A 19,000-nucleotide genomic window follows, 5' to 3' on the forward strand; every position below is an offset into this window, starting at 1 on the left:
GTGGACGAGGTCCTGCTGCGCAGCCTCACCCCGAGCGTGCTGACGATCCTGGTCCGGCGCGGCGCGGACTTCGCGGCGGCCGAGGACGCCGTGCAGGACGCGCTGGTCGAGGCGGTCCGGGTCTGGCCGGACGACCCGCCGCGGGACCCGAAGGGCTGGCTGGTCACCGTCGCCTGGCGCAAGTTCCTGGACGCCACCCGCGCGGACACCGCCCGCCGGCGTCGCGAGGACGTCGTCGAGGACGAGCCGGTGCCCGGGCCGGTGTCCGGGACCGACGACACGCTCCAGCTGTACTTCCTCTGCGCCCACCCGTCGCTGACGCCGTCCTCGGCGGTCGCGCTCACCCTGCGCGCCGTCGGCGGGCTGACCACCAGGCAGATCGCGCAGGCCTACCTGGTGCCCGAGGCGACGATGGCGCAGCGGATCAGCCGCGCCAAGCGCACCGTCAGCGACGTCCGGTTCGACCAGCCCGGCGACGTCGCCACCGTGCTGCGCGTCCTCTACCTCGTCTTCAACGAGGGCTACTCCGGCGACGTCGACCTGGCCGCCGAGGCGATCCGGCTGACCCGGCAGCTCGCGGCCGCGATCGACCATCCCGAAGTGGCCGGGCTGCTCGCGCTGATGCTGCTGCACCACGCCCGGCGCGCGGCCCGGACCGCGGCCGACGGCAGCCTGGTGCCGCTCGCCTCGCAGGACCGCGCGCTCTGGGACACCCGGCTCATCGCCGAGGGCGTGGAGATCCTGCAAGCGGCGCTGGCCCGGGACCGGCTGGGCGAGTTCCAGGCGCAGGCCGCGATCGCCGCCCTGCACGCCGACGCGCCCACGGCGGGTGAGACCGACTGGCCCCAGATCGTCGAGTGGTACGACGAGCTGGTCCGGCTGACCGGCAGCCCGATCGTCCGGCTCAACCGCGCCGTGGCCGTCGGCGAGGCGGACGGGCCGCGGGCCGGCCTCGCAGCGCTCGCCGAGCTGGACGACACGCTGCCCCGCTACGCCGCCGTCGCCGCTCACCTGCACGAACGCGACGGCGATCTGGCCCTGGCCGCCCGCCTCTACGCCGACGCAGCCGAGCGAGCGGCCGACCCGGCCGAGCGCGACCACCTCACCCGTCAGGCCGCGCGGCTCAGTCGTAGCTCTTGAGCACCTGGTAGAGACGGTAGGAGCCGTCACTGGCCATGGCCGAGAAGAACTCGGCGCACACCGGGCTGGTCCGCTCCGCCTCCATGACCCGGTCGATCGACTCCTGGTCGCGGAAGAACACCAGGTCGGCGTAGCTGTCGCCGTCCTTCAGCAGGACCCGGCGGACGATGCCGTCCTGCTCGGCGACGAACTCCTTCTCGAACCGCTCGGACAGGTCGAGCAGCGCGTCCTCGGACACGTCCGGCTTGAGCGCGAACGGCACCAGTGCGATGAGCATCCTCGTCTCCTCGTCTCGATGGGTGCCGCCGACGCTAGGGCTTAATATGCCGCTTGCTGTCATATTTGGACGGTGAGCAGGACGCAGCGGATCGACGCGCTCAAGGCGCTGCTGGCCGCCCGGGACCGGACGACGGTCGCCGACCTGGCGGTGGAGCTGGCGGTCAGTCCGCGCACCGTGCACCGTGACCTCGCCCTGCTGCGCGAGCTCGGCGTCCCGGTCGAGGGCGACCGCGGCGTCGGCGGCGGGCTGCGGCTGGAGCCGGGCTGGTCGCTGGGCCGGGTGCACCTGAACGAGTCCGAGGCGCTCGGTCTGCTGCTCAGCCTCACCATCGCCGAGAAGGTGGGCTCGCCGCTGCTGCTGGACGACCTGCGCTCGGTCACCCGGAAGATCGGCGCGGCGTTCGCGCCGGCCCAGGCGCGACGGATCCTCGCCCTGCGCCGTCGCATCCTGGCCGGCCGGACCGCGTCGCCCATGGTGCTGGCCGGCTACGTCCCGCCCCGACCGGCGGTCACGAAGGCGTTGCTCGACGCGTTCGCTCGGCGCCGGGTGGCGCTGGTGCGGTACCGGGACCAGCGCGGCGCGGTGACCGAGCGGGAGATCGAGCCGCACTACCTCTTCTACAACCTGCCGGTCTGGTACGTGCTGGCCTGGGACCTGCTGCGCCGCGACGTCCGCTCGTTCCGCATCGACCGCCTCACCGACGTCGAGCCGCGCCCGGACGAGTTCCGCCTCCGTCCGCCCGGCCCGTTCCTCGACGCCGTCGTCGACGCCCGCGCCATCTGAGCGCGTGCCCGGGTAGGGTGATCGCAGGCATGGAGTTCGGGATTGCGCCTGAACCACCGCCGTCTTCTCGAGGCACGGAGCGTTGGACTGCGCCTTCGCCACCGTCTCTTCCATCGTTCTCTGAGCATTCCGGTGCTGCCTGTGCGCGCCGGATGGAAGGACCCCTCGTGACCATCTACTCCCAGCATCCCAACCGCGGCAAGGTCCAGATCCTTGCCACCTACCGCGGCTCGGCCGGCACTGTCTCGTCGACCGTCACCAGCGTCGACGACGCTCGGGTCGCCGCGCCGATCGTCGACGCGCTCAACCGGGTCAGCGCCTGCGCCACCATGCCCATCAGTGTGTTCGACACCCGCGACGACCGTTACACCCAGTATCCGTCCGACCACCTCGAGGCGGTCACCGATCGGAGCCTTCGCGGCGACCTTTTCCGGGGTTCACACAGCCTGTGGTACGAGTACGTGAAGTTTCTCCTCCACGAGGCGCTGGCCGACCTTGACGACGCGATCGAAACGGTGGCGCCGCCGGTGCGCACCGCGATCGCCGCCGAGCTGGAGACCGAAGTACGCCACCTTCGCGACGGCTTGGCTGGGCACTCCGATGGCACCGTCCCTTCGGAGTCGGAGGATCGACGTCACTGGGAATCCTTCCGGCCGTTCCTGATCTTCGGTGGTGGGATGGACGGGTTGAGCGAGACCGATCGAAGCCAGCTGAATCGGTGCGAGCGCGGGGCCACCAAGACTCGAACCAGCAACGGCATCAACGATCTTCGGCTACTGCTGGCCGTGACCGCCGAGTGCGCCGACGGTGAGCTGTTCATGGACGTAGCCGAGCTCAGCGTCATGGACGACCCCACTGTGGGCGACCCAAGTCAGCTCTATCTCAGCGTGGATGCTCCGCTGCCCAGCGGCCTGTACGGGCGAGACGAGTGGCACATCGACATCGGCCGGTGGGAACCGCACACCGATGACCCCAACACAACAACCGGTGAGACGGTTCTCCGTTGTGTTCGATCTTCCGCGCCGACCGTCGACGAGTTGGTGGAGCTGCTGGGCACCTGCGGAGAACGACCGGAGCAGCTCGCCGTCTGGGCCGACACTCCCGTCGGCAGTCCGCTGGCCGGCACGGCGTTCGTCGTGACCAAGCGGTTCGACGATCGTTAGGGCCGCTCCGGCGCGCTGAAGTGCTGGTAGTCGGGGTCGGAGAAGAGGCCGCCCCATTCCCAGCCGATCCGCTCGAACTCCTGCCGGACGATGTCACCGTCGGCGATGACGCCGGGAGGCGCGGGGGTGGCGCCGGTACGGTCGACATCGAGGAAGGGGGCGGCGGCGGGCGGCAGGACGGCGCCGTCGAGGACGTACGGGTTCTGGACCGGGTTGATGTCGATGGCGCGGCCGTACGCGTGGTTGGACCAGGTCGGCTGGCCGGCCACGCGGCGGCAGTTGTAGGCGGACGTGTTGTTGGCGGCCATCGACGCGTTGTCGTCGCCGCCGAACTCGTCGACGAGGAGCATGCGCTCGATCGGGAAGCGGGCGGCGTAGAGCGCGGCGAACACCTCCACGACGTCAGAGGCGACCTCGGCGTGGACGATCAGCTCGCCGGTGCGGGCCCGGCCGTCGAACCCCACGTGAGTGAGGGTGAGCAGCCGCAGGTCCGTCAGCGGCACCGGGCACGTCGCCGGGTCCGGCCCGCGCATCGCCGAGAGCACCGACGGGCCGAGCGGCTCGATGGACGACGCGAACGACGAAAGCCCGGGAGGCGCGTCGGCGACGACGGGGTCCGGCGCCGCCACCGGGCCGGGACCGGGAGCGAGGTCGGTACAGCCACGCAGCCCCTGCCAGGCGGCGACGGCGGCAGCGGCGGCGTCGCCGCTGAGCGGCGCCGGCCCGCCACCTTGCGGCGCGATCCGCCCCGGCACCCACTCGTCCCCGACGACCTCGCCGTCGCGGACGGACAGCCGGAGCACGCCGGTCTCGGACTCGCGGCCGTGATACCAGTGGAAGTTCCCGAGCCCGTAGCCGACGTACGCGCCGTCGCGCAGACCGGCGCCGGCCGGCGTGTGCGCATGGGTGCCCACGATGATGTCCGCGCCGGCCGCGGTGAGCGTCGCCGCCAGGTCCTGCTGCGCCGGGACCGGGCAGGCGTTGCCCTCCTCGCCCCAGTGCAGGTAGACGACGACCAGGTCGCCCCGCGCCGCCGACGCCGCCACCGCGGCCGTGAGCGCCGCCGCCCCCGGGCCGCGGGTCGAGGCCAGCCCCCGGCCGGTGCCGGGCGCGGCCGCCCACGTCGGGTCCGCGCTCTCGGCCGGCGACGCGTCGGCGGCGTGGACGGCGATGTCGGTGCCCTTGACGTTGACCCGGTACGGCGCGTGCGCCTGCCGGTCGGTGCGCCCGGCGCCCACGACGGCGACGGCGCCGGTCTCGGCGGCCGCGATGGTGTCGGCGAGGCCGGCCGGCCCGTAGTCGGCGCCGTGGTTGTTGGCGACGGACACGACGTCGACGCCGGAGCGGGCCAGCAGGTCCAGCGCGGCCGGCCCGGTCCGGAACCAGTACCGCTGCGCCGCGTCCTCGAGCTCCTTGGCCGCGGGTGTGCCGCCCAGGGTCAGCGCCGACTCCAGGTTGACCATCGCCAGGTCGGCGTCGCGCAGGACGTCGGACATCGGGCCGAGGGTGGAGTCCGGGGCCGAGGGCAGGTCCCGGAGGTCGCCCTCGAAGTGGACGTCGCCGGCGAACGCGAGCCGCAGCGTCTCTCCCGAGGCCTCCGGCGCCGGAGCCGGAGCCGGCGACGGTGCCGGTGCCGGCGGCACGGCCGCGCCCGTCGCGGGCACGAACTCGACCGGAGCCGGTGCGCCGGCGACGAGCGCCGCCACGGCGACGCCCGCGGCCAGCACGAGACGAGGACGGCTCGGCATACCCCGAGCCTATGAACTCGATCTCAGAGCATTCTGAGATCAACGGCGCGACGGATACCGGCGGATCGCGGCGATGATCTTCGGCCGCAGCTCGGCGACGGTGACGACCTCGTCGACCGAGCCGACCTCGACCGCTCGCCGGATGTCGTGGATCCGGTCGAACTCCGCCGCGACCTCGGAGATCTTCTCCGCCCGCAGCGCCGCCCGCAGCTCGGCCAGCTCGAGCAGCAGCGGCGCGCGCTCGCCGTTCGTCGCGGCCGCGATCCGCCGCTCCAGCGCGCCCACCGCCGGGTCCGCGGCGGCCCGCTTGTCGACCTCGGCCGAGAACACGACAGCCGCGGCCGGCGCCCCGCCGAGCACCGACGCGTAGGAGCCCTCCAGCGCCAGCACCGTCATCCCCGGGTTGAGCCGCTTGGAGAAGACGACGAACGCGCCGCCGTGGTAGCGGGAGATCACGCAGAACACGATCGGGCCGCGGAAGTTCACGACCGCCCGCCCGATCTCCGCGCCGTACTCCAGTTGCAGGTTGCGCATCGACTCCGGCGACCCGTCGAAGCCGGAGAGGTTGGCCAGCACCACCACCGGCCGGTTGCCCGACGCGGCGTTGATGGCGCGGGCGATCTTCTTCGACGACCGCGGGAACAGCGTCCCCGCCGTATAGGTGTCCGGGCCGTCGGTGGGCGGGAACCCGTGCCGCGGCACCGGCTTGGACTCGATCCCGATCAGGCTCACCGAGTGCCCGCCGAGCCGGGTGTCGGTGACGACGGCGGTCTCGGCGTCGGCCATCCCGGCCCACCGCTCGCGCAGCGGCGCGTCAGCGTCGGCGACGGCGCGCAGCACCGCGCGGATGTCGAACGGCTTCTTCCGGTCCGGGTTCGCCGCGGCGGAGAACACGTCGCCGACGGTGGCGAACTCGCCGCCATGCGGGTGCGACGAGATGTCCCGGTCGTCGGGGTCGGAGCTGACGGCGACCCGCGGCCCGGCCTCGCCCGGCAGCACGTACGTCTGCTCGTAGTGCGCCATCAGCACGCCGAGCGCCTCGGCCAGGTTCGGCACCCAGTACTGCGCCTGCCCGTTCGGCCCCATGACGCGGTCGTAGCCGCCGATGCCGAAGTTGTCCTCGGCCGACACGCTGCCGGAGAAGTCCAGCGTCTGCTTGCCGGTGAGCACCATCGCCGAGTCCGGCGTCATGATCAGCACACCGCGGGTGTGCATCAACATCGTCGCCTCGGCGTTCCAGTACGGCTGCGCGCCGACGTTGATGCCGGCCACGACGATGTTGATCTCGCCGCCGCGCTGGGTGAACTCGACGATGCGCCGCAGCGCCGCCGCCACCCAGTCCATGTTCTCGGTGCCGGAGTCCATCGCCACCCGGGCGCCGGCGGACAGCGCGAACCACTCCAGCGGCACGCCCAGCTCCTCGGCCAGGTCGAGCGCGGCGATCACCCGAGCGCACTCGGCCTCGGCCAGCGCGCCGAGCGACATCGTCGGGTCGCCGCAGAGCACGATCCGGGTGACGCCCTCGGGGTAGAGCTTCGTCGGCGTCGTGACCCGGGCGACGATGACGCCGGCGGTGTTGCGTCCGCGCGGCCGGTCCACCTCGACCAGCGCGCCGTTCTCGTCCAGGTCCAGCTCGGTGAGCGTGCCGCCGCCGGCCAGCACCGACTCCAGCTCGTACGGGTACACCAGGCCGCGACGGCGGGCACGCAGCACCTTGCCGGCGTAGTCGTCCAGCGGCGCCAGCGGGGTGGTCGGCGGCTCGACCAGGTCGGCGACGGTGCCGGCGCCGGGCTGGGCGTGGAACCGGATCGCGATCGGGTGCACGGCGCCGTCCGGGCCGGCGACGCGGCCCAGCGCGAGCACCTCCTCCAGCCCTGCGCCCTCGCTGAGCGGGGTGATCTTGGCTTGCAGCGCCTTCAGCTGGTCGACGTCGGCGTCGACGACGGGCCAGACGGTGACCCAGACGTGGTTCTGGTCCAGCCGGGCGCCGGCGCGGCCGCGGGCGGTGCGGACCCGGCGGATCGCCTCCAGGCAGTTCTCGACCGCCCGCTCGGCGTGCGGCAGCCCGATCACCCGCCCGGCCTCGTCCCGCACGACCGCGAGCTGGCGGACCTGGGCGCAGGCGACCAGCCGCCGGTCGGCCGGGTTGGACTTGGCGACCGCCTCGTACAGGATCACGTCGCCCGGCGCCTCCAGCCGGGTGACGTCGAACTCGGTCAGCCGCCACAGGTTCAGGCGGCGCCCGACCATCGGGTGCATGCCGCGGACGAGATCGTCCTCGACCAGACCCGCGTCCGTCGGCCGGTACGTGAAGTAGTCGACCGCGCGGCCGGGCTCCGGGCAGGTCGCGACGCAGACGCGGCGGGCCCGGGCGGCGAACGGCAGGGCACGGACCAGCTCCTCGAGCCGCGCCGACGTCTCCTCCGGGTCGGCCGGCAGGCCCGGCCAGCGCAGATAGATCTCGATCACGTTCTCGTGGTCGTCCGCCAGCTCGGCCCCGATCGCCGCCGCCAGGGCACCGTCGGCGTCCGACAGCTCGGCGATGTCCGCGATGGTCGAGATCACCCGGGTCGAGCCGTGCTCGTCGGACTGGTACTCGGCCGACACGACCGGGCGCCCGGCCGCCTCGGCGACGGTGAGGTCGTGCAGCGCGTACTCGTGGTAGTGCCGGCGGATGAGCACCTCCAGCAGCGGCTCGGTCGCCGGGAAGCGCTCGAACAGCCGGTCGCGCAGGAACCCGACCAGCTGCTCGGGGATCTGTGCCAGCGCCTCGATCCGTGCCGCTCGGTTCGGCGCGTCGGCCGAGGTCAGCGCCGCCACCTCGGCGGCGACGCCGTCGAGCACCTGCCGCCGTTCGGCGTCGACCAGCGGCTGGTCGAACCAGCGGAACCGGATCGACCTGGCCAGGTCGCCGACGACGGGGAAGCGCAGCTGGGTGGCGCGGACCAGCCGCTCCAGCTCGGTCCGCGCGGCCCGCGCCAGTCCCGTCGCCGGACGCGGCTCGGCCAGCCAGCGCTGCAGGATCGCCGTGGCGATCTCCACGTCGGTGTCGGTGTGCTGCTGGGCCAGGAAGACGCGGAACAGCGCCTCCTCCAGCTCCGGCGTCCGGTCCAGGGATGTGACGCCGTAGTGCCGCAGCACCCGCAGCAGCCGCTCGCGGAACTGCTCCGGCAGCCCGCCGCGCTCGGGGTCCAGCGACTGGAGGAACGTGTGGAAGTGCTCGCGGGTGCTGTGCACGCGCAGCTCGGTGTGGCCCTCGTCGTGGGCCGGCCGGTTGCGGCTCAGCTCGGCGAGGTCCGTGAACAGCCAGAGCAGCCGCATCTCGGCTCGCAGCACGCCGGGCCGGTCGTCGGCGAGGTGGTCGCGCAGCCGCAGGTGGTCGGCGATGGCCGCGCGCCGGTCGTCGGGGTCGACGTCGTAGCCCATCAGCAGGCCGCGCAGCCGCTCCAGGGCCGCGTCCGCCTCCGCCCGCTCGGTGTGGGACGGCCGCAGCGCGGCCACCTCCGCGGCCGGGTCGTCGCCGTCACGGCTCACGACCGACGGCGCGTCGGCCGGGTCGCCGATCGGCTCCAGCCGGGCCAGCGGCGCGCCGGTCTCGACCTGGCTGCCGGCCCGGACCAGCAGCTCCTTGAGCCGGCCGGCGAACGGCGCCGGCAGCACCGTCTCCATCTTCATCGACTCCAGCACCAGCACCGGCGCCCCGGCCTCGACCTCGTCGCCGACGGCGACCGGGGTGGCGACGACCAGCGCGGGCGCCGGTGCGCGCATCATGCCGCCCTCGGCCCGGCTGATCCGGTGCGTGACGCCGTCGACCTCGACCAGGTGCACCGGGGGATGGGTGGCCGTGACGAGCCGGAACGTGTGCTCGCCCAGACGCAGCCGGCCGTGCACCGCGTCCAGCCGGTCCAGCCGAGCCTCCACCAACTGCTCGACGCCGGCCGCGTCGACGACGCCGACCTCGTAGGTGCCCGACGCGCTCTGCCGCACGGTCAGCGTCGTCGTGACGCCGCGCAGCTCCAGCTCGATCGTCTGACCGTGCTCGTGCTGAGTCTGCGGCCGGCCGCCGCGGGCGGTCTCCAGGAACCGGGTCACCTCGACGCGCTCGGCCTCTTCGTAGGCCTCGATCGCGGCCGCGACCAGGGCCACGCCGGCGTGCCGCCGCGACACCAGCCGGCCCTCGGCCCGGACCCGGTCGATCCAGCCGGTGTCGGCGCAGACGAGTCCGTCGTGGCCGACGACCCGGCCGTCGGCGTCGAACGGGCCGGCCACCTCGGGCTGGTCCAGCAGGTCCAGCGCGAAGCTCTTGTTGGTGGCGCCGCCGTCGATGACGACGGTCGTCTCGGTCAGCGCGCGGCGCAGCCGGGCCAGCGCCTCGGCGCGGTCCGTGCCGTAGGCGATGATCTTGGCGATCATCGAGTCGAAGTCGGCCGGGATCGTGTCGCCCTCGGTCACGCCCGTGTCGACCCGGATGCCCGGCCCGGTCGGGAACTCCAGCCGGCTGATCCGGCCGGGAGCCGGCGCGAAGTCGCGGTCGGGGTCCTCGGCGTTCAGGCGCGCCTCGACGGCGTGCCCGCGCTCGGCCGGGCGCTCGCCCGTCAGCGGCCGGCCGGACGCGACCTGCAGCTGCAGCCGGACCAGGTCCAGCCCCGTCACCGCCTCGGTGATCGGGTGCTCGACCTGCAACCGGGTGTTGACCTCCAGGAACGCGAACGTCCGCTCGCCGGGGTGGTACAGGAACTCGACCGTGCCGGCGCCGGCGTAGCCGACGGCGATCGCCAGCCGCTCGGCCGCCGCCTTCACGTCGGCGACGGCCTCCGGCGGCAGCAGCGGCGACGCGGACTCCTCGATCACCTTCTGGTTGCGGCGCTGGATGGAGCAGTCCCGGACGCCGACCGCCCACGCCGTGCCCTGCCCGTCGGCAATGATCTGCACCTCGACGTGGCGGGCGCCGGTGACCAGCCGCTCCAGGAAGACGACGCCGCTGCCGAAGGCCCGCTCGGCCTCGTCGCGGGTGCGCTGGTAGGCCTCGCGCAGCTCGTCCGCGGACGTGATCCTGCGGATGCCGCGGCCACCGCCGCCAGCGCTGGCCTTGAGCATCAGCGGGTAGCCGATCCGCTCGGCCGCGGCCAGCGCCTCGTCGAGGGTGCCGACGCCGCCGCGGCTCCACGGCGCGACCGGGACGCCGGCCTCCTCGGCGATCAGCTTCGCGCCGATCTTGTCGCCGAGCCGGCGCATGGCGTCCGCGCTCGGGCCGATGAAGGTGACGCCGAGCTTGTCGCACAGCTCGGCGAAGTTCGGGTCCTCGGCGACGAACCCCCAGCCGACCCAGACCGCGTCCGCGCCGGTCTCGGTCAGTGCCTGCTCCAGCTTCGCCAGGTCGAGGTAGGGCCGGCGCGCGGCCGGCCCGAGCAGGTACGCCTCGTCGGCCTCCCGCACGAACGCGGCCGCGGCGTCGACGTCGGTGTACAGCGCGATCGTCCGGACCGCTGCGGCCCCGTCCGCGGGCACGGATCTGGCGTTCAGATCTCGTACGGCGTGGATGAGCCGCATCGCGGCCTCACCCCGGTTGACGATCGCGATACGGGAGATGTCCGGCACCATTCGACCTTGTCAGGCCAATGGCACCGAGGGCGTGGCGCATCGCGTACAAGGTCGCGGCCCATAGCTTGTGCGGTCCGCACAAGCCGTCACCCCTTCAGCCCCGCGTGCGCGAGCCCTTCGACGAACTGCCGCTGCGCGATCACGAACACGATCAGCACCGGCACGACGGTCATCGTCGCCGCCGCGAGCTGGGTGTTCCACATCTCGCCGCCATAGGCGTCGGTGAAGCGGGTCAGCGCCTGCGGCAGCGTGAACAGCTCCGGCGAGGTCAGGTACACCGTCGGCTCGAGGTAGAGGTTCCACGACGCCAGGAACGTGAGGATCGTGACGGCGGACAGCGCGGGCTTGGCCAGCGGCAGCGCGATGCGGGCCCAGATCGCCGGCCGGCCGAGACCGTCGAGCCGGGCCGCCTCCTCCAGCTCGCCGGGGAGCGCGATGAAGAACTGCCGCATGATGAACGTCGCCAGCACGCACGGCGCCGCGAGCGCGGTCACCAGGATCAGCGGCCAGTGCGTGTTCACCATCCCGGCCTCGGTGAACATCTGGAACAGCGGCACGATCGTGACCTCGCTCGGCACCAGCAGCCCGACCAGCACGACGAGGAACAGCGCGTTGCTCCCGGGGAAGCGGATCCGGGCGAAGGCGTACCCCGCCATGCTCGACACCACCAGCGTGATGACGGTGACCACAACGGCGATGTAGACGCTGTTGACGTACTGCCGGGCGAACGGCTGGAACCGGAACGCCTCGGCGTAGGCCTCGAACGTCGGCGACGACGTGAACAGCGTCGGCGGCGACTGGAAGATCTCCGCGAGCGGCTTGACCGACGACGCGATCATCCAGACCGTCGGGATCACGAACGGGATGGCGAGCACCGTGAGCGCGACGACGAGCACGATGCGGCGCGCGAGGTCAGTTCTCATGGAACACCCATTTCCGGCGCAGCTGCCACTGCAGCAGCGTGAGCAGCATGACGAACGTCAGCAGCATGAGCGCGAGCGTGGATCCGTAGCCGATGTCGTTGAACTCGAACGCCTGCTGGAACACGTAGTAGACGAGCACCGTCGTCGACAGTCCCGGCCCGCCCTGGGTCAGCACCGCGATCTGCGCGAACGCCTGCAGCGCACCCACGATCGTGATGATGGCCGTGAGCAGCAGCGTCGGCGAGATCAGCGGAAGCGTGATGCGGCGGAAGATGGCCGCGTCGCCGGCGCCGTCGATCCGCGCCGCCTCGTAGAGCTCACCGGGCACGCCCTGCAGGGCGGCCAGGAACAGCACCATGTTGACGCCGACGGAGCGGATCACCTGGGTGACGATGACCGCGACCATCGCGGTGTTCCCGTTCTGCAACCAATTCGTGCCGTCGATGCCGACGACGCTCAGCGCCGCGTTGATCCCGCCGTTGTCCTGCAGCAGGAACCCCCAGACCAGCGTCCAGGCGACCACCGACACGACGACCGGGGAGAAGAACATCGTCCGGAACACCGTCACGCCGCGGAACCGCCGGTTCAGCATGACGGCGAGCGCGAGGCCGAGCGAGATGTTCAGGACGACGACGCCGCCGGAGAACACCGCGGTGGCGCCGAGGACGGACGGCAGCTGCGGGTCGTCCAGCAGCGCCGCCCAGTTCTCGCCGCCGACGAACGTGAGCTCGCCGCGGAAGATGTTCCAGTCGTTGAGGCTGTACCAGACGGCGAGGCCCACCGGCACCAGCACGAACACCACGACGCCGATGAGCTGCGGCGTGATGAACAGGTAGCCGGTGAGCGCGTCTCGCCGCCTCGTCGTCCAGAACGGTGCCTTCATCACCGCGACAGCAGCGGCTGGATCGCGTCGCAGACCGAGCCGAGCACTGCCTCGACGTCGGCGTCGGCCGTCCACATCGCGTCCAGCGCCGTCTTGCCCTTCTGCGCGATCTCCGCCGGGTTGGCGTGGTTGGGCAGCGTGACGGCGTCGGGGATGCGGTCGACGACGACGGTCTGGAGCTGCTCGGCGGTCAGCTTCGGGTTGTTCGCCGCCAGCGCCTCACCGGTCAGCAGCGACTCGCGCGGCGGCGGGAAGTACTGCGCCAGCAGCGCGGCGTTCTCCGGGTTCGTGAGGTAGGCGAGGAAGTCGGTCGCCTCCTCGACGTGGTCGCTGGAGGACAGCACACCGACACCGGCCTGGCCGATGACGGAGTACTCGCCGGCCGGGCCCTCGGGCAGCGGGACGACGTCGTAGGCGAACGAGCCGTCCAGCAGCGACGCGCGGGAGACCTGGGCGACGGTGAAGGCGGAGTCGCCGGCGAAGAAGTCCGCCGTCGTGCCCGGGCCCGGCATCGAGCCGTCGACGAAGGCCGCGTCGTGCAGGAACCGGAACGCCTCGGTCATCTCCGGGCTGTCGAAGGTGCACTCGGTGCCGTCCTCGGACCAGGCGGCGGCGCCCCAGCCCGGCCACACCGTGCCGAGCACGTTCCAGGAGGCGTAGTCGAAGTCGCGGAGGACGAAGCCGCCCTTGCCGGTGGCCGCGTTCACCGCGGCGCCGATCGTCGACACGTCCTCCCAGGTCAGACCGTCGGCGGGCAGGGTCTGCCCGGCCTGCGCGAGCAGGTCGGTGTTCACGTACAGCGCGAACGGCGAGTTGGAGAACGGGTAGGCGTAGAGCTCGTCGCCGTCGGAAAACTCCGCGGTCACGCTGTCCAGCAGGTCGTCGTAGTTCCAGCCCTCGGTGTCCTGGAGCTTCTCGGTGAGCGGCACCAGCGCGTCGGAGCTGATCAGGTCCTCGGACAGGTCGCCCATCCAAGCGAGGTCGGGCGCGTTGCCGCCGGCGATCTGCGTGGTGAGCGTCGTGTTGTAGTCCGCGAACGGCAGGCTCTCGAACGTGATCGAGCCGATCTCCGGGTGCTCGGCGCGGTAGGACTCGGCGATCGAGTCGAACAGCGCGAGCTGGTCCTCGTTCGACGTCCACACCGTCATGCGCAGGTCGACGCTGCCGGCCGCGGCCGGGGTGGACGACGTGTCGTCGGAGCCGGTGGAGTCGGCGGAGCAGCCGGCGGCGGTGAGCCCGATGGCGGCCGCCAGCATGGCGGCGCCCAGCCTCGTTGCTGTGGTCATGTGTGTGCTCTTCCCTAGTAGCCGATGATCTCGGGCCAGTGGATTTCGACGCCCGCCTCGACGAGGCGGGCCTGGAACCGCTCGGTCAGCCGCGGATCGGCGACGACGTCGCCCGGGCGGATGGAGCGTTCGATGCAGTACGCCGCGAGCTCGCCCGCGGACTCGCCCACGTTCCACTCCACGGGGTGCAGCCGGTAGGCGCCGTTGGTGATGTGGGTGGTGCCGATGTTCTTCGCCGCCGGCAGCAGGTTGACGGTGCGCAGCGGGACCAGCGCGCCGAGCGGGATCTCGAACGGCGCGCACTCGACGTCGATGTAGTTGTCGCCGCCGGTGGACGGGTGCAGGTCGATGCGGTACATGCCGACGCCGACGGAGTCCGCGAACCGTGCCGGTCCGGCGTGGCCGCGGACGGAGACGGACACGTCCTGCTCGACGACGGTGCGGTGGGCCCGGATCCGGCGCGACTCCCGGATGTACGGAGCCTGCGCGAAGCCGTCGCCGGTGCCGAGCACGTCGCCGCGCAGCCGCAGGCCGGGCCAGCCGGCGCCGCCGTCGGGCCGCGGCGCCTCGGTCTGGAGCCAGTAGAAGTACGCCCGCGACTGGGCCTTCGCGGCGGCCAGGTGCTCCTTGCGGTCGGCGGTGTCGATGATCGAACCGCCGACGTAGTCCAGCTGCGGCCAGTTCGCCAGCACGATGTCGCTGTCGTAGAACCCCTCGCGGAACGTCTGCCGGGCCGCGATCCGGCGGAACGTCCAGAGGTCCTGGTCGCCGGAGTCGAAACGGGGGTCGCCGGTGCGCTCGGCCGCCGGGTTGACGTCGAACGTGCGAGCCTCCGGCGCCAGCGTGCGCGGGTTCGGCGCGACGAACGACAGCATCGGGGCGCCCCAGAACGGCAGCTCCAGCGCGCGCCACTCCTCATAATCGGCCGGCCGCTCGATCGTGTGGTCGCCGTCGACGTGGTCGAACGCGAAGCACCAGGCGATCGACTGGACGTTCGCGGCGTCGCCGACGACGGGCGCGCTCGGCTCGCCGGTCTCGTCCCGCGACTCGGCCCCGACGACGTAGTCGGTGCCGGTGAGCGGCAGCAGGTCGCCGGTCTCGGTGGCGTCCAGCACGAACGACGCGTGGATCGTCGTGCGAACTCCGTCGGCCGGTCGCTCGACGGTGACCGAGCGGACCCGGTCGCCGTCGACGTCGGCGCCCACCGGGACGGTCCGGCGCAGGACGACCAGGCGGCCGCTGGCCTCGTACGGGCCGAGGCGCTCGCCGATGACGGCGGCGGCGACCCGCGGCTCGTGGCACAGCCGGCTGACCCGGCCGCGGCCCGGGTTGAGCTCCCGGTCCGCCCGGGCCGCCTCGGACAGCGGGTAGTTGCGCCGGTAGTGGTCGCGGATGCCGTCGCGCAGGCCCCGGTAGCGCGCCGTGACGCCGAACCGCTCCACCCAGATGTGCTCGTCGGGAGGCACGCCCTGCGACGTGAGCTGGCCGCCCAGCCACGGGTGCTCCTCCGTCAGCACGACCCGCAGGCCCCGGTCGAGCACGGCCAGCGCGGCGGCGACGCCGCCGAGCCCGCCGCCGACGATCGCGACGTCGGTGTGGATCGTCGTCATCGGGCCGTCCGCTCGACGATCGTCTCGCCCGGCTCGACCTCGGCGCCGAGCAGGCGCTGGGTGTCCAGCGTGTCCCAGTCCTCGACCGGGGACGCGATGAGCTCGTGCAGCACGTCCAGCGCCACCGCGGCGACCCGCTCGCGCGGCACGTGGAAGCCGCTGAGCACCCGGCCGTCGCTGCGGTGCCCGCGCACCTCACCGAGCGCGGCGACGGAGACGTCGGCCGGAACCGTCAGGCCCGCGCTGGTCAGCGCGTGTACGGCGTCCTCGGCCACGAACGCGTCCTCGGCGAACACCACCGTCGCGCCGTGCTCGCGCACCAGCGCGGCCAGGCCGCCGAGGTCGTCCGAGCCGCCCAGGGCGAACGCGAGCCGGCCCTCGGCGCCGGCGGTCTCGATCGCGGCGAGCCGGTCCCGGGCGCTCGGGACCGGCCGGCCGCCGTGCAGGTAGACGGCGCGCTCATGGCCGAGGGCGACGGCGCGGTCGATGAGCGCCAGCGTCGGAGTGACGTAGTCCAGCCCCACGTAGGGGACCTTGGCGTCGGTCTCGTCCCGGCGGCCGACCGCGACGAACGGGAACCGCTCGTCGACGAGGCGCTCCAACTCGGCGCCGTCCATCTGCTGGCCGAGCAGGATGCAGCCGTCGGCCAGCCGCAGCCGCGTCTTGCGGTGGAACAGCCGCCGGGTGCCGTCCTCGGCGACCGGCGAGCTGGTGAAGAACAGCAGGTCGCAGCCGACCTGCTCGGCCGCGCGCTCGATGCCGTTGAGCAGCGGGCCGTAGAAGTCCATGCTCTCGGGCGAGAGCGCCGGCTCGTAGGTGAAGACGCCGACGATCTGGTTGTCCAGGCCCGCGAGCCGGCGGGCCGCCGGGTCGGCGACGTAGGTCGCCGCCTCGATCGCCTCACGGACCCGCTCACGGGTCTCCTCGGGGATGCGGACGTTCGAGCCGTCGCGGTCGTTGAGGACCAGCGAGACCGTCGTCTGGCTCACGCCGGCGATCCTGGCGATCTCCCGCTGGGTGACCCGGCGAGGCTTCGGTGGCATCTGAGCTCCTGAACTTGATAATGCCTATTTTCACGCGGTGGCGGCGACGATAATACGCATCATCAAATCGCGCAACCCTTCTTGACACCGCTTCGGCGGACCGCCCAGGATGAGGTCGCCCAAGATGCTAATAGGCATTATCGGCTCGCGTCGAAGCGAGCAGAACGGAGCGACGATGACGTCGGAACCCACCTCGGCACGTGACCTCAGCCGCCGCGGCTTCCTCGGAGCCACCTTCGCGGCGGGCGTCCTGCTCGTCGCGGAACGATCCCCCGTCACCGCCTCGGCGGCCGCGGGCGACGTGACCCTCTCCGCGGCCGGCATCAGCGTCGTCGCCAGCGTCGGCGGGCGGATCGCCATCCGCGACGGCGCCGGCGTCATCCGCTCGCAGGGCTCGCGCTTCCAGGTCAAGGACAGCGGCACCGGCGTACACACCTCGACCGGTGGCCAGCCCACACTCGTGACGCTGCCCGACGGCACCCCCGCGATCCAGATGGCGTACACGTTCGCCGCGGCCGCCGGCCCCACCACCGTCGTCGGCACCGTGACGGTGGCGACCAACCACGCGCACCTGGAGTGGCAGGTCAACGGCGCGTCGACGCTGGTACCGGACGGGTTCTCGTTCAGCCGGGCGATCGTGTCGGCCACCGAGCCCGACGACTATGTCGCCGTCACCGAGTGGGTCCGCGACGCCGGCGGCGGCATCCCGTACGAGCACAACATCGGCGTGGCGCACACGTCGACGTGGGGCGCCCAGCACGGCATGTTCCTGCTGGAGCGGTCCCGGCAGGCCTGGACGAACAGCACCTGGGTCCACTCCCCCGGCGTCGCGCTGCCCGGCGGCGGCTACCGCAGCCAGGCCGACTTCTTCTTCAGCACGACCCGTCCCTCCGCGACGGCGTCGATCGGCCTCGGCCGGGAGCTCGGCGTCGAGCTGCGGACCGGCCGCGACTTCAGCATCTGGGCACAGGCGGGCGAGACGATGTCGGTGACGGCGCTCGTCGCGAACGGCGGCGACGTGGACAAGACCGTCGACCTCGGCTGGTGGGTCCGCGACTACGACGGCGCCCAGCTGGCCGGCGCGACGGTCCCCGTCACGATCGCCGCCCGGTCGGCCCGGGAGCACACGTTCACCGTGGCGGCGCCGGCGCAGGGGATCCTCGTGGCCGAGGTGACCGCGCGGTCCGGCGCCGACGAGGCGTTCGCCCGCACGACGCTGTCCGTGCTGCCGGCCGAGCCGGCCGCCGGCCCGTCGGCGGCGAGCATGTTCGGCATCTCGAACTACCCCTGGCTGCAGCGCCCGTCGGCCGACGCACTGCTGGACCTGTGGCAGCGCGTCGGCGTCAGCCGGGTCCGGATCGCCTACGACGGCGGCCCCGGCCTGCCGCCGTCGGCGTTCGACGCGCGCGGCATGTCGCACAACATCGAGCTGCAGCCGTCGCTCGACGCCACGCCGGAGGCCGCGGCGGCCTGGGCGGCGACGAACCTCGACATCGCGATCGCCGCCGGGGCGGAGTACTTCGAGGTCGGCAACGAGCTGAACCGGCCGTTCAACACGGGTGTGGCGGCGCAGAAGTACATCGACCTGGCGCTGCGCCCGGTCGTCGACCGAGCCGCCGCCGTCGGCGCCACGATCAAGATCATGAACAACGGGCTGGCCGGCATGGACGAGCCGTGGGTGCGCAACTTCCACGCCGGCGGCGGCTGGGACCTCATCGACGCGTTCGCCTTCCACCCCGGCCGCGGCAACTTCACCCCCGACTACGTGCCGGCCGACGGCTCGGACCCGTCGAGCCACGGCAGCTACTGGAACTTCTACGGCGGGCTGCGCAAGCTGAAGGAGCTGATGGCCGAGTACGGCGAGAAGGAGATCTGGCTGACCGAGGCCTACGCCTGCACCCGTCCGAACGCGTGGTGGAACGACACCTACCGGCACGCCGCCGAGAACATCTTCCTCACCCTCGCCCTGGCGAAGGCCGAGGGGATCCGCGGCGTGCTCTGGTACCAGTTCCACGACAGCGTGCTCGGCATGCCGCAGATCGCCAACCCCGACAACGTCGAGTACCACTTCGGGCTGATGAACCGCGACCTCAGCGCGAAGCCGTCGCTGCTGGCCTACGCGAACGCCGCCCGGCTGCTCGACGACGCCGTCTTCGGCGGCTGGCTGCAGTTCGACGATCCGAGGACGAAGGGCCTGGTGTTCCAGACGCCGGACGGCGACCTGACCGTGCTCTGGAACCGTGCCGATGGCTACATCCTCAACGCGAACCACGGGACGGGCGACCACTTCCCCGCCCCCGAGCTGTGGATCGACCCGTGGCCGACGAAGACGACGCTGTCGGTCACCACGACCGGCGACACGGCAGTCGCGTACGACGCGATCGGGCGGCGCACCGACCTCACCGTCACCGGGCGGACCACCCAGATCGTCCTCGACGGCGCGCCCCGGGCGTTCCGCGGCCTCCAGGTCATCCCGCAGGCACGCCCGGGCACCCGGATCCGCCCCCGCCTCGCCGGGGCGCGCCCAGTACGCTGACCAG

The 19,000-nt window shown here is 72.5% G+C and carries 12 protein-coding genes; 4 read left to right on the plus strand and 8 right to left on the minus strand.

All coding sequences use genetic code 11. The features are described from left to right. Complete coding sequence (locus tag C1I92_RS12860; protein WP_111255061.1) at positions 1–1,140, plus strand: RNA polymerase sigma factor; 1,140 nt, start codon at positions 1–3, stop codon at positions 1,138–1,140. Here the strand turns inward: C1I92_RS12860 and C1I92_RS12865 are convergent. Then, positions 1,124–1,417: a hypothetical protein gene (locus tag C1I92_RS12865; protein WP_111255062.1), complete on the minus strand. Its 294-nt coding sequence runs from the start codon at positions 1,415–1,417 to the stop codon at positions 1,124–1,126. The two genes, C1I92_RS12860 and C1I92_RS12865, sit on opposite strands and share 17 nt — an antisense overlap. A 72-nt stretch (positions 1,418–1,489) precedes the next feature. Between C1I92_RS12865 and C1I92_RS12870 the strand changes: the two genes are divergently transcribed. Next, a complete protein-coding gene (locus tag C1I92_RS12870) occupies positions 1,490–2,203 on the plus strand; it encodes a helix-turn-helix transcriptional regulator (protein WP_199521182.1) in 714 nt (237 codons plus the stop codon). A 167-nt stretch (positions 2,204–2,370) separates the two neighbouring features. Next, positions 2,371–3,366 carry a hypothetical protein gene (locus tag C1I92_RS12875; RefSeq protein WP_111255064.1) on the plus strand — a complete coding sequence of 332 codons (996 nt, stop codon included), beginning with the start codon at positions 2,371–2,373 and terminating at the stop codon, positions 3,364–3,366. Here the strand turns inward: C1I92_RS12875 and C1I92_RS34415 are convergent. From C1I92_RS34415 to C1I92_RS12915, 7 genes are all read right to left on the minus strand, one after another. Beyond that, positions 3,363–5,114 carry a CapA family protein gene (locus tag C1I92_RS34415; protein ID WP_199521183.1) on the minus strand — a complete coding sequence of 584 codons (1,752 nt, stop codon included), beginning with the start codon at positions 5,112–5,114 and terminating at the stop codon, positions 3,363–3,365. The genes C1I92_RS12875 and C1I92_RS34415 overlap by 4 nt on opposite strands. Positions 5,115–5,153: 39 nt before the next feature. Next, positions 5,154–10,715, minus strand: a complete 5,562-nt coding sequence (locus C1I92_RS12890; protein WP_111255065.1) for an ATP-binding protein — start codon at positions 10,713–10,715, stop codon at positions 5,154–5,156. A gap of 86 nt (positions 10,716–10,801) precedes the next feature. Next, positions 10,802–11,638, minus strand: a complete 837-nt coding sequence (locus C1I92_RS12895) for a carbohydrate ABC transporter permease (protein ID WP_111255066.1) — start codon at positions 11,636–11,638, stop codon at positions 10,802–10,804. Beyond that, positions 11,628–12,521, minus strand: coding sequence for a carbohydrate ABC transporter permease (locus C1I92_RS12900; protein WP_111255067.1), 894 nt, complete (start codon positions 12,519–12,521; stop codon positions 11,628–11,630). The genes C1I92_RS12895 and C1I92_RS12900 overlap by 11 nt, the downstream gene beginning before the upstream one ends. Then, the gene (locus tag C1I92_RS12905; RefSeq protein ID WP_111255068.1) at positions 12,521–13,807 is read right to left on the minus strand and encodes an ABC transporter substrate-binding protein; all 1,287 of its coding nucleotides are present in this window, start codon (positions 13,805–13,807) and stop codon (positions 12,521–12,523) included. Before C1I92_RS12905 ends, C1I92_RS12900 begins: the two co-directional genes overlap by 1 nt. A 14-nt stretch (positions 13,808–13,821) precedes the next feature. After that, positions 13,822–15,417 carry an FAD-dependent oxidoreductase gene (locus tag C1I92_RS12910; RefSeq protein WP_111255069.1) on the minus strand — a complete coding sequence of 532 codons (1,596 nt, stop codon included), beginning with the start codon at positions 15,415–15,417 and terminating at the stop codon, positions 13,822–13,824. Further along, entirely contained in the window at positions 15,414–16,460 is a 1,047-nt protein-coding gene (locus C1I92_RS12915; RefSeq protein ID WP_111255070.1) for a LacI family DNA-binding transcriptional regulator, read from the minus strand. Before C1I92_RS12915 ends, C1I92_RS12910 begins: the two co-directional genes overlap by 4 nt. Before the next feature lie 175 nt (positions 16,461–16,635). On the opposite strand from C1I92_RS12915, the gene C1I92_RS12920 reads away from it, so the two are divergent. Further along, positions 16,636–18,996, plus strand: a complete 2,361-nt coding sequence (locus C1I92_RS12920) for a hypothetical protein (protein ID WP_199521185.1) — start codon at positions 16,636–16,638, stop codon at positions 18,994–18,996. Positions 18,997–19,000 lie beyond the last annotated feature (4 nt).

Source organism: Jiangella anatolica (genome assembly GCF_003236295.1).
Lineage (GTDB): Bacteria > Actinomycetota > Actinomycetes > Jiangellales > Jiangellaceae > Jiangella > Jiangella anatolica.